Annotated in this window: 12 protein-coding genes; 9 read left to right on the top strand and 3 right to left on the bottom strand. The window is 38.2% G+C overall.

Translation table 11 applies throughout. The features are described from left to right. Nucleotides 1-2 precede the first annotated feature (2 nt). The gene (locus QMN76_RS08050) at nt 3-1517 is read right to left on the bottom strand and encodes an APC family permease (RefSeq protein ID WP_282023465.1); all 1515 of its coding nucleotides are present in this window, start codon (nt 1515-1517) and stop codon (nt 3-5) included. 105 nt (nt 1518-1622) lie between these two features. Continuing rightward, complete coding sequence (locus QMN76_RS08045; RefSeq protein WP_034338219.1) at nt 1623-2285, bottom strand: alpha/beta hydrolase; 663 nt, start codon at nt 2283-2285, stop codon at nt 1623-1625. A 261-nt stretch (nt 2286-2546) separates the two neighbouring features. Here QMN76_RS08045 and QMN76_RS08040 point away from each other — a divergent pair, with 261 nt between their 5' ends. From QMN76_RS08040 to QMN76_RS08000, 9 genes are all read left to right on the top strand, one after another. Next, nucleotides 2547-3644, top strand: coding sequence for a cysteine desulfurase family protein (locus tag QMN76_RS08040; protein WP_282023464.1), 1098 nt, complete (start codon nt 2547-2549; stop codon nt 3642-3644). Between the two features lie 20 nt (nt 3645-3664). Continuing rightward, nucleotides 3665-4822 (top strand): cysteine desulfurase family protein, encoded by a 1158-nt coding sequence (locus tag QMN76_RS08035; RefSeq protein ID WP_282023463.1) that lies wholly within the window; start codon nt 3665-3667, stop codon nt 4820-4822. A 26-nt stretch (nt 4823-4848) separates the two neighbouring features. Continuing rightward, on the top strand, nt 4849-5163 hold the full coding sequence (locus QMN76_RS08030) for a ferredoxin family 2Fe-2S iron-sulfur cluster binding protein (protein WP_034338213.1): 315 nt from the start codon (nt 4849-4851) through the stop codon (nt 5161-5163). A gap of 4 nt (nt 5164-5167) precedes the next feature. Continuing rightward, complete coding sequence (gene mnmA, locus QMN76_RS08025; RefSeq protein WP_282023462.1) at nt 5168-6235, top strand: tRNA 2-thiouridine(34) synthase MnmA; 1068 nt, start codon at nt 5168-5170, stop codon at nt 6233-6235. Nucleotides 6236-6344: 109 nt separating this feature from the next. After that, a complete protein-coding gene (locus tag QMN76_RS08020; RefSeq protein ID WP_282065963.1) occupies nt 6345-7373 on the top strand; it encodes a taurine ABC transporter substrate-binding protein in 1029 nt (342 codons plus the stop codon). Between the two features lie 38 nt (nt 7374-7411). Beyond that, nucleotides 7412-8518, top strand: coding sequence for a glycosyltransferase family 4 protein (locus tag QMN76_RS08015; RefSeq protein WP_282023460.1), 1107 nt, complete (start codon nt 7412-7414; stop codon nt 8516-8518). A 19-nt stretch (nt 8519-8537) separates the two neighbouring features. Continuing rightward, on the top strand, nt 8538-9863 hold the full coding sequence (locus QMN76_RS08010; RefSeq protein ID WP_282023459.1) for an O-antigen ligase family protein: 1326 nt from the start codon (nt 8538-8540) through the stop codon (nt 9861-9863). Then, nucleotides 9850-10893: a CobW family GTP-binding protein gene (locus QMN76_RS08005; RefSeq protein ID WP_282065962.1), complete on the top strand. Its 1044-nt coding sequence runs from the start codon at nt 9850-9852 to the stop codon at nt 10891-10893. Before QMN76_RS08010 ends, QMN76_RS08005 begins: the two co-directional genes overlap by 14 nt. 18 nt (nt 10894-10911) lie before the next feature. Continuing rightward, the gene (locus QMN76_RS08000) at nt 10912-11982 is read left to right on the top strand and encodes a WD40 repeat domain-containing protein (protein WP_282023457.1); all 1071 of its coding nucleotides are present in this window, start codon (nt 10912-10914) and stop codon (nt 11980-11982) included. A gap of 22 nt (nt 11983-12004) precedes the next feature. On the opposite strand, the gene QMN76_RS07995 is transcribed toward QMN76_RS08000, so the two are convergent. Beyond that, nucleotides 12005-12580, bottom strand: coding sequence for an NYN domain-containing protein (locus QMN76_RS07995; protein ID WP_034338195.1), 576 nt, complete (start codon nt 12578-12580; stop codon nt 12005-12007). Nucleotides 12581-12599: the final 19 nt, after the last annotated feature.

Genomic DNA, 12599 nt, shown 5'->3' with positions numbered 1-12599 from the left:
AGTTATTCAGATTTTTCTGATGTTTGATTTAAAAGAGAGTGCTTGCGACCATAGCAATAATAACCAAAAAAACCAACAAGTGCATAAATAATTAATAAAATTATTGGAATAGGGTTATGGTGAAAAATAGAGGCAACCATATCAAAAAGTAGTGGAACAATCATTGCCATGCAACAAATAATTCCAAGTAATGGAATATACCCAATCCATACCCCTTTGATTTTAAATCCACCAAAGGGTACCTTGAATGGGCGGGGTAAATCAGGATGCGCATTACGCTGCCAAATAACGGTAAAACAGACAATGCCAAAGGCTGTAGACGTTCCAAGGCTTACCAAATCACTGACAATATCTATGGGTAAAATGGCAGTAGCAATGGAAACGCATATTCCCAAAATGAGCGTGCCAAGCCAAGGTGTTTTATAACGAGGATGTAAATTACAAAAAGCGGGGGGTAATAATCCATCTTTGGCCATAATAAAAAAAATACGGGTTTGTCCATATAACAAAACCAACATGACAGAACATAAACCAATAACAGCGCTTATTTTTAAGGTCCATGTTAAAAACGGAATATTGATAAAATTAGTTGCCACAGCTAAAGGATCAGAAACATTCAGCTGTTTATAAGGAACGACCCCCACTAAGACCAAAGCCACGCCGATATAAATCAAAGTCGAAATAACAAGAGATGCAATAATACCAAAAGGGATATCTTTTTGGGGATTTTTGGCCTCTGATGCCGCTGTAGAGACGGCCTCAAAACCAATATAAGCAAAGAAAATCGTTGATGCCGCTCGAAAAATGCCCGTAACACCAAAATTCATCGTTCCAGTGGATTCAGGGATGAAAGGGGTTAAGTTGGCTGGGTTTATATAAAAAAAGCCAATTACGATAAAGAGAATTAGAATACTGACTTTTAACGTAATAATAATTGCATTGATTGTTGTAGATTCAGAAACCCCAAAGAGTAAAGCAACAGAGCCAATTAAAACAGAAATAGCACCTATAAGATCAATTGATTTTGTGATGATAATCCCTTTGCTATATCCCTCTGGTGAGGGTTGAAACATGGGGTGGTATAAAAAAGAAGGGATTTCAATGTGAAAATTTTGAAGTAAAGATGCACTATAACTGGAAAAACCAGAGGCAACAGAAATTGCAGTTACTCCATATTCCAGTAAAAGTAACCACCCAACAGCCCATGCGAATTTTTCCCCCAAAGATGTATAAGCATAACTGTAGGCAGAACCTGCTACAGGAATAGTGGAAGAAAGCTCGCCATAGGAAAAAGCGGTAAAAAGGCAAGCAATGGCCGCAACAATAAATGATAAAACAACCGCAGGCCCCGCATAATTAGCAGCAGCAGTTCCCGTCATAACGAAAATCCCAGCCCCAATTGTAGCACCTACCCCAATAGTCGTTAATTGCCAAGGACCCAGGCAACGTTTTAAACCATGTGAATTGGCTTCTTGGGTAATTTGTTCAAGAGATTTGCGTTTTGAAAAAAGAGACATACTTAATGATCGAATCAGCAAAGAAACCAACTATCTTTTGATAGTTGGTTTGCAGAATATTAAAAGGATAAAATCAAAGAAGATATTGAAAATTCTTCAATAATCTTAATCTAAAGGTGCTTCTTTTCGACGTTCGATGATTTCTTTGACATGCTCTTCAATAGCTTGGCCAATTTTATCGGCTTCGTTGGCAAAGATATGATTGGCTTTGGGTAATACGCGATAATCAACAGAAATGCCTTTTTGCGCATTCAGTTTTTCCACGAGTTTATCAATTTCCCCAACAGGAACCACAGTATCAGCCTCACCAGCAATCATTAATCCACCACAAGGGCAGGGTGCTAAAAAGTTAAAGTCATAATGATTAGCTAATGGAGCAACGCTGACCCAACCCTGGATTTCAGGGCGACGCATCAAAAGCTGCATTCCAACAAAGGCTCCAAATGAATATCCACTGATCCATAATTCTCTGGAGTTTGTATTAGCCATTTGCAACCAATCCAGTGCAGCAGCAGCATCAGAGATTTCGCCAATACCACCGTCATACTCTCCCTGAGAACGTCCAACGCCCCGGGAATTATAACGTAATACGGAAAAACCCAAATTTTGAAAAGTTTGATACATCGTATAGGTAATACGATTATTCATAGTCCCCCCTTGTAAAGGATGGGGGTGAAGAATTAGCGCAAGAGGGGCATTGGGTTCATGAGAATGATGATACCGCCCTTCAAGACGACCTGCAGGACCTGCAAACATTACCTCTGGCATATGGTTATCCGTTAGTTTGACGAAAAATGATTAATCTAGGGTATTCAAAAATAATCACAGAGACTTACCTCTATAAAACCATTTTATATAAAGGAAAAGCATTTTTCTAGAATTTAATACTCTCTGTATGATAAAAATACACAATAATTGAATTATTATAGAATTTTAAAACATATTATAAAAATATCTTTTTTTAATTCTTTATATTTTGTTAAAATCCGAGGGGATTTTACAAATAAATTGAAATGATAAAGATTTAAAATGAAACAACCTGTTTATCTAGACGCTAATGCCAGTGAACCTGTCAGGGATTCTGTGTTATCTGAAATGGTTAAAGCGTTGCAAATAACAGGTAATCCCTCCTCAGTGCATGCGATGGGTCGGCGTTGTTATCATATGATTGAAGATGCAAGAGAAGTCGTTGCAGACCATTTTGGGGGAGATGTGCAAAATTGTATTTTTACCTCAGGGGGAACAGAGGCAGATATTTTAGCGATATATGGACAGATACAAAAACGACCTTTGTGGATTGGTGCGACCGAACATCCCGCAATCAGCCAAGTTGATTTGCCTAAAACGATTTTGCCAGTGACCAAAGAGGGCGTTATAGATCTGGTCTTTTTAGAGCAGCTTTTACAACAAGCTGAAACGCCACCGTTAGTATGTTTAATGTTAGCCAATAGCGAAACTGGGGTTATCCACCCTATAGAGCAAGCAGCGCAACTATGTCATGAATATGGGGCTTTGCTTCATATAGATGCTGTGCAGGCAGCAGGACGCATAAAGATCGATTTATCAACAATAGGGGCGGATAGTTTGGCGATTTCTGCTCATAAAATGGGTGGCCCTAAAGGTGTTGGTGCTTTGTTATTGGCAGCAGGAAATATCCGAGGCGCAAAACATCTGGAACCTTTATTTATTGGTGGTGGTCAAGAGCAAGGTCGTAGAGGAGGAACTCAAGCTTTGCCAATGATAACAGGGATGGCAGAGGCGGTCAGATCCTCTTACATACAAGATCGTCGTATCATTGGGGAACTGCGTCATTTAATTGAGACAGCAGCAAAGCAAAAAGGAGCGGTGGTTTGTGGTGAAGATGCGCCACGATTAGATAATACGTCTTGCTTGGCTTTTGAAGGCATAGTGGCACAGCGCCAGTTAATGGCGTTGGATATGGCTGGTTTTTGTGTTTCAACAGGCTCTGCATGTTCATCAGGTAAAGTAGGGAAATCACCTGTTTTAACAGCGATGGGGTTGGAGCATTTGGCAGGGTATAGTATTCGTATATCATTGCCTTGGAATATTACTGAAGCTGACGCAGAACAATTTATTGATGCGTATTGTCGTATGATTGTAGCCTAGTGCGACAAAGGATTAACTTGTTGGATCATGCGATATATCTTGATTATCAAGCGACGACGCCTTGTGACCCACGAGTCGTAGAGGAAATGCTTCCATATTTTTCTAACCTTTTTGGGAATGCACATTCTGAGCATGCTTTGGGACAACAAGCGAGTATAGGGGTTGAAAATGCACGTCAGCAAGTTGCTGATTTGTTAGGAGTTACTCCATCAGAGATTGTTTTTACCTCGGGTGCAACAGAAGCGAATAATATTGCTATTCAAGGCACAGTTAGATATTTACTAAAACAAGGAGCAACGGCAAGGCGTGTCATTACTATTGTTTCAGAGCATAAATCTGTTTTGGAAGTCGTAAATAGCCTTGCTGAATTGGGTATTGAAATTGTCACCTTGCCTGTTAATCGAGAGGGTATAGTTGACCAAGAAAACCTTAGAAAATCTCTGGAAATCCCTACATTATTGGTCAGTGTTATGGCAGCGAATAATGAGACCAGTGTGCTCCAGCCTATTACACGACTAGCGCAACTAGCGCATGAATATAGAGCTTTGTTTCATTGTGACATGGCACAGATCATCGGAAAAACGGTTGATCGGTTTTCTATGGAATATATCGATCTTGCTTCTATATCAGGGCACAAGTTTTATGGTCCCAAAGGGATTGGTACATTATATGTCCGCAGAAAACCAAGGGTGAGGGTGTCTCCTTTATTTTATGGAGGGTATCAAGAGAGAGGGTTACGTTCAGGGACTTTGCCCGTGCCTTTGATTGTTGGTTTGGGCAAGGCGTGTGAAATTGTACAAAGGGAAGGACCTCAAGAAGCATTAAGGTTACAGCATTATAAGAATCAATTGCTTCAAGCGTTACAGTCTGAGTTTCCAAGGATACAAGTGAATGGTTCCATTGAAAATTCGTTGCCAGGTAGTATAAATTTATATTTTCCTGGGATCAGAGCCCTTGATCTTTTCAAAAGGATTCCACATCTTTATTTATCAACAGGATCTGCTTGCACGATATCTTCTTTGGTGCCATCTTATGTTTTAACGGCAATGGGAATTTCGGCAGAACAAGCTGTGCAAAGTTTTCGTTTGTCATTTGGACGTATGACCAAAAATACACAAGTAAAGCAAGTTATTAATGCTTTGACTTGTGCTTATGGTGAACTTATGGCAGGAAGATAATCATTTTTGTTTAAGGAAATATTAAAATGCCTCGTATGACTTTTATTGAACGTGATGGCACAGCACACGAAGTTGATGCGCCTGTTGGACTATCTGTTTTAGAAATTGCACATAAAAATGACATAGATCTAGAAGGTGCATGTGAGGGCTCTTTGGCTTGTGCGACGTGTCATGTTATTGTCGATGAAGTATGGTGGGATAAATTAAAAACCGCAGCTGAAGAAGAAGAAGATATGTTGGATATGGCATTTGGATTGGAAAAAACTTCTCGCCTTGGATGCCAAATTATTATGACCGAAGAATTAGACGGTCTTGTTGTACGTTTGCCGAGAATGTCATAAATCAATGCGTATTATGGTTGCCATGTCTGGTGGCGTTGACAGTTCTGTAACAGCTGCCCTTTTAAAAGAACAAGGACATGATGTCTTTGGTGCTACATTACAACTTTATGATGCGCGTGGTGTGGTTAAAAAAGGGTCTTGTTGTGCAGGGCAAGATATTCGTGATGCTCGCCGTGTTTCCGATCAACTGGGAATCCCTCATTATGTGATTGATGCTGAGGATCGTTTCCACCAAACGGTGATTGATCGTTTTGCGCAATCATACACGCGTGGGGAAACACCCGTTCCATGTATTGAGTGTAATCAAGGGGTCAAATTTACAGACCTTTTGAATATGGCCAGAGAGCTTGGTGCCGATGCGATGGCAACAGGTCATTATGTGCGTAGGGTTGATGGAATAAATGGTGCAGAGTTGCATCGTCCCGTCGATATGAGCCGCGATCAGTCTTGGTTTTTATTTGCAACAACCTCGGATCAATTGGATTTTTTGCGTTTTCCTTTGGGTGATATGGCGAATAAAGATGTTGTTCGCCAAGAAGCAGAGCGATTTGGTTTAACGGTTGCACAAAAATCCGATAGCCAAGATATTTGTTTCGTAACTGATAAATCTTACATTCAGATTGTAGAAAAATTATCCCCTGAAGGTCTTGAAAAAGGCGAAATCGTTGATGAAACAGGTGCTGTTTTAGGGCAACATGAAGGCATTGCGCATTATACAGTTGGTCAATCCAAACGTTTGGGAAATTTGGCGATGCGCCAAGGGGATAAACAAATGGTGTTGCGGATTGATCCGCAAACAAGACGGATTATTATTGGTGCTAAACAAGATGCTGGACGTAAAGTTTTTTTCCTTCGTGATTTAAATTGGTTGATGCCTATTCCAGAGCAAGAAATGCGTTGTAATGTGCAAATTCGTGCGCGTGAACAAGAACGTTCCGCAACGGTTAGAATATTGTCAGATCAACGTGTACAAGTAGAGTTAGATGAAACGGCAAATCCAGCACCAGGTCAAGCTTGTGTATTCTATCAAGACACAAGAGTGCTTGGTGGTGGATTTATTACTTTGGCTTAAAATCTTTAAAGTAATAATTTTTCTTTTCTTCTATATGGTGCTGTTGTATTACAGGAAATACATTAGAAAAGCTTTTCTAGTTGTAAGTAATTAAATTTTATAGATTTGGATGACGCAATTGTTTTTGAAATCATCTTTAACACAAATAAAATTACAATTTTTTTATATTGTAATTTTATTAACGTTACTCTTTGGGTGTATTAGCTATCAATATGCTAATGCTGCTGTGCGGATTGGTTGGACTGATCAAGTAGACTTGGCTAAACTTGCTCAAGTTAATGGGACATATCGTAAAGCACTGGGAGAGCGTGTTGATTGGCAACAATATGATGATGAATTTAAAATGATTCATGATTTAGCTGTTGAGACTTTAGATATTGCCCCTGTAGGGTTAATCCCTTTGACTTCTGCCGTTACTGCAGGAGTTCAGGTACGTATTATTGCGATCAGCTTTCAATATGGAAACAGTAGTGGATTAGTTGTACAAAACAAATCTGGTATTGATAAGCCAGAGGCTCTGATTGGTAAAAAAATTGCCGTTCCTTTCTTAACGTCTGCTCATTATAGTTTATTAAAAGCATTAGAGCATTGGAAAATAGACTTTCATCAAGTCCAGATAATAAATATGCCTGCCAATAAAATTGAGGATGCATGGAAAAAGCATGAAATTGATGGGGTTTATGCGGATGGGATATCATTATTGCATTTCCAAAAAGATGGTCATGTTTTAGTTACTTCTCAACAAGTAGCAGATTGGGGAAGTCCTACTTATACTTTTTGGGTAGTAATGGATAATGAGATTGTGTTGAAACCCTATTGGTTACAGCCTTTTGTTGAGGCTACGTTAAAAATGGTTAAAGAATATAATCAAAACAAAGATAAGTTAACGGTTAAATCTCAAGATATTATTAGTGTTGCACAATTATTAAAACTTTCACCAGAAGACACGCTGACTTTATTAAAGGGTAAAGAGTATTTTGGACAAAGAGAGCAATCCCTTATTTTTACACGTCATTTACCTGGATACTTAAATCAAATTGGATTGTTTTTACGTGGTTTAAATGTGATGAATAATGTGTTATCTGATTATTTAATTTATATTTATCCAAGCTTCATTAATGATGCCAAAATTAAATAATTATATTATATAGTTATTAACGGAGGAGCTGTTCCCTCATGATGGGTAAAACATCAAGAATAATGACGGTTCTTCCCCCTAAAGAAGGGTTTTCACCTGGATGCGTGGGTGCAATTGGATTGTTAGTTCAATGTTTGGCCCAACCTCAAGATTTGATTGTTGGTAAAGCCCTGGATTGTTTGCCTTTTGTTGGTTTGCATTATTTAGAAATTTCAAAAAGTTGGTATTCTCTTTTTATTCAAAGCAATGCATATCGTTGTGGTGTTTCTCGTCTAGTTCAAAAATATCGACCTTGTTTAGTAGAAATTCATAATCGCCCAGAAATTGCATTATACATTGCTCAAAAGTATCCATATATTCCTGTAAGTCTGACATTACATAATGATCCTTTGTCGATGAGGGGATTAAAAAAAAATATAGAACGTCATAAGATCGTTGAAAAATTACATGTGGTTGCAGTCTCAGAGTGGGTAAAAGATCGCTTTTTATCAGGTCAGGTCAAAGGAAGCGTTACGATATTGCCTAATTACATTGACTGTAAAAAGCTTCCTCAATATATCCCTATTCCCGAACGAAAAAAAAATATTTTATTTGTTGGTCGAGTTGTCGCAGATAAAGGGGCAGATATCTTTGTGGCACTCTGTTGTAAGCTGCTACAGGTTGATCCCTCATGGAATATTGAAATTATTGGTGCGGATCGTTTTAAGTCAAATAGTCCAGAAACGCCCTTTATTCAAAAATTACGACATCAATTGCGACAGACACAGATTAAAATGGTCGGTTATTTACCTTATGATCAGGTATTACAAAAAATCTCAGAGGCATCAATTGTTATTATGCCTAGTCGTTGGCCTGAGCCGTTTGGAATGACAGCTTTGGAAGCAATGGCTTGTGGAACACCTTTATTAGTATCTGCGGTTGGTGCATTACCAAAAGTGGTTGGAAATGGTGCTTTGTTAATGGACCCAACAAATATAGAGCAGGCTTTTCAACAGCTAATACGGTTGGTGAAAAATCAAGATTTACGAGAGCAACTTTCTCTTTACGCAAAAGAACAAGCGTTTCGTTATAATTCAGAGCAGGCTTTACAAGCGTTAAACTCTTTTAGAAAACAAATTTGTCCTCAATTGCAGGGTAATTTATAAAAAACGGTAAGAAAATTTTATGAATTTTATTCGTCGATTTCTGCACTATACTACCCTGAGCGCTGTCTTGGTTTTACCTATTTTTTTAACTCACTTTCGAGGCATAGCGGATGGATTAATCAGCTATGTTGCTATTTGTTTCTTATTTCACTGTTTCCTTGAAAAAGAGTGGGAGTGGAGTAAACAACTTTGGGTAATGTTTGCTTTGGTCTGGTGGGGATGGTTAGTAATTTGTACGATTCCTTTTGGATCTTTTTTTGGAGAAACCTCGAATGGGAATTTGTTGCAAGCAATGGGTGTCATCAGATTTCCTATTTTCGTTATTGCTTTACAACAGTGGGTTTTAAAGGAAAATAAGTATCGTAGGTGGTTAGCCTATATAATTGCATTTTGTACTCTATATATTCTTTTGAATATGTTGGCACAACTCATAATTGGTTATAATATTTTGGGAATGCCGCGTTATTTTGATGGCACTTTAACGGGACCTTACGAACACCCCAGAGCAGCGGCGCCGTTATCTAGAATGTTATTGCCAGTGATGTTGGCGGTTTGCGCATATTTAATATGGCAATATAAAGGGTATAAAGGGCAATTATATGCGTTATTCACTTTGTTGTTTGCTGTAGCTATGATGGTTATGGCGGGCCAAAGAATGCCTTTTGGTTTATTTATTATGGGATTAGGAATAGCTGTTATTTGGTTAAAACCATTGCGTATTTTGGCCTTGGTAACGGTTGGAGTTGTTCCAATTATTATTTTGATCACAGCATTTATATCGCCTGAAAGTTTCAATCACTTAGTTACACATTTTATCGACCAAATGTCTCATTTTTCTTCTAGCCCTTATGGGTTGGTTTATACCAGAGCTGTGGTGATGGGAGCAATGAATCCTTGGGCTGGCCTAGGGTACGATGCATTTAAACATGCATGTGGTAATGCAATATATTTTCATGGATGGCCTTTTTGGGATATAAACTCGGGAAATGGAGGTGGGGGAATTATTTGTTTAACTCATCCACATAATCATTATTTACAAGCGTTTATTGATGCGGGTATTCTTGGATTAATTTTATTTATCTTAACAATTATCAGTGCGCTTGTTGAATTGTGTAAAGGGTTGAATATTACAGTCACAACAAAAGCAGAAGCAATACGTAAAGCTTGGTGTGTTGGATTGTTTGCGGCAGTTTTTATCCATGAATGGCCTTTTGCATCAACCAGTAATTTTGTAAACATGCCATTAGGAGGATGGTTTTTCCTATTGCTGGGGATGGGTTTAGCTTATAGTTGGGATTATCAAATAAAATTAAAAGAAAGAGAAGATCAGTATGTCAGATATTAAAGAAACAGTTCCGGTTACCGTTTTAACGGGATATTTAGGCGCAGGAAAAACAACATTACTCAATCATATTTTAACGCAACAGCATGGAAAAAAATATGCAGTGATTGTGAATGAATATGGAGAGTTGGGTATTGATAATGATTTAGTTGTTGATGCTGATGAAGAAATCTTTGAAATGAATAATGGATGTGTGTGTTGCACCATCCGTGGAGACCTTGTGCGTATCTTAGGCACCTTAATGAAACGCCGCACCAAATTTGATGGAGTTATTGTTGAAACAACGGGGCTTGCTGACCCTGCACCTGTGGCTCAGACTTTCTTTGTTGATGAAGATGTTAAACAAAAAACAAGGTTGGATGCGGTAATTGCTGTGGTGGATGCACAGCATGTGATGCAAACTTTGGATGAGAGTAAAGAAGCGGTAAATCAAATTGCTTTTGCAGATGTTATTTTACTAAATAAAATTGATCTTGTTGATAGAGAGGCTTTAAAAAAAGTTGAGCAACGACTGAAAGCAATTAACCCTTATGTTGCTTTGTATCACACACAAAAAGGGCAGGTTGCTTTGGATAAAATATTGGATCGAGGTGGATTTGATCTTAAAAAAGCATTGACTTTGTCTCCTGATTTTCTTGAGGATAATCACGATCACGATCACGATCACGATCACGATCACGATCACGATCACGATCACGATCATCATAGTCATGCGGTTCATCATCATCATGGGGATGGGGTGACAAGTATTTCTTTGCTAGAGGATAAACCTTTGGATGCTAAGAAATTTGATTTTTGGATTGGATCCGTTTTACAGCAATTTGGTACAGAATTATTGCGCACCAAGGGAATACTGAATTTTTCAAATTCTGATGAGTGTTATGCTTTTCAAGCTGTTCATATGATGGCAGATGGTGATTTTATTCGCTCTTGGAAACCACAAGAAAAACGTTCTTCTCGGTTGGTTTTTATTGGTCGCCATTTAGATGAAAAAAAATTGCGCGATGGATTTAAAAATTGTGTCGCACGCTAAGCTAATATAGGAAAAAAAATGCAAGCGCCAATACAATTAATCGATAGTCGAGGCAAATACAAGCAAACTGATGGGAATATTATTAGTTGCGTGGTTTCACAAAACGGCCACTATGTTGCTTTTGCTACAGCTGATGGAGATTTGTGGCTTGTTGAGCGCAAAAACATCCAACAACCTGAATTATGGCAGAAAATTCAACCCCATGAAGGGGGCATTTTATGTCTTTCACAAGATATAACCCCATCTGGTTTTATTACAGCAGGGGATGATAATCAGATTGTGCGAATAATCCCAGGGAAAGAGCCAGAGTTATTAGTCAAAACGAAGCGCTGGGTAGAGCATATGGTTACTTGGTTTGATAAAGAAGGTTCCTCTTCTAAGGTTGCTTTCGTAGAAGGAAAGCAAGTTCATATTTATCAAGATCATTTTAATAAACCACTCTGTGTTTTGGAACATGATTCTACGGTTAGTGATTTAACGTTTAGTAAAGATGGTCAAAATTTGGCAACTTCTTATTATAATGGCGCCACATTATGGGCTATAAAAGATCAAAAAGCCGATAAAATTAAAGATTTTGTATGGAAAGGCAGCCATCTTGTTATTGCGTTGCACCCCAAAGAAGAAGCTATTGTCACTTCGATGCAAGATCATGATTTACATGGGTGGCGTATTTCTGACGCCCATAATATGCGTATGAGTGGGTATCCTGTAAAAGTGCAATCTTTAAATTTTTCTAATGATGGGAAATGGCTTGCAACAAGTGGTGCAGAATCTGTGGTGATGTGGCCATTTTTTGATGGTGGCCCAATGGGAAAACCCCCTACAGAGTTACCTGGTATTCCAGGAGGGTATTGCACCATTGTTAAATTTCATCCTGTTTATGGAGACTTATTAGCCGCAGGTTTTATTGATGGCAGTATTTTACTGATTAGCCCTGATGGTGAAAAGGTCTTACCCATTACGTTAGGGCAGGATAAAGATTTTGGATCAATTACTGCTTTAAATTTCGATATGGCAGGAAGCTTATTATTTTTCGGTACAGAAAAAGGTGTCATAGGGTTGGTTGATTTATCAGCATCAAATGAATAGTTTTTGATGCTGTAATGATTAATTATCTACCTTGTTTTTGGATTTTATGAATAATGCGCCCAAGTTCGTGACGCTCATCACAAAGTTGAAAAAGCTCTCTATTTGGCGCAGATTTCCCACGTAAAGATCCATGCCACAGAGAAACTAAAATCCCTGCTTGTTTCACTGCTTGAACAGCGGGGATTAAATCACCATCGCCTGTGGCGATAATGAGATGATCGATTTGTTTGGTTATAGATAATTGCATCATGTCAACAACCATAAGGATATCAACACGTTTTTGATGAAAGCTAAGTGCGTTGCTATCTTGATCTTCATAGCGTGATAAAGCACCAAGGCGAACTTCAAAGCGGGGTAAAAATTTAAGAGCCTCAAAAAAATTCATTTTTCCTTCATAAAGATTTTTATCATCTTCTGAAGTTGAAAAATCTAGATGAGGTAGGCAATTATAGTAAAAAGTTCTAAATAAACGATATTCACCAGTAATTTCTTTAACTAGTTTTTCATAGTTAATTTGTATATTTGGAAATTCTTGCCGTGTAATATATTCAATATATCCAGCATCAAGAAGAATAGCACAACGAGAAGGAATTTGCATTTTATTAACCATGTTATTC

Origin of the sequence: Commensalibacter papalotli (ex Botero et al. 2024) (assembly GCF_947179115.1) — a bacterium.
Classification (GTDB): Bacteria; Pseudomonadota; Alphaproteobacteria; order Acetobacterales; family Acetobacteraceae; genus Commensalibacter; species Commensalibacter papalotli.
This window is presented reverse-complemented; position numbering and strand designations above follow the sequence as displayed.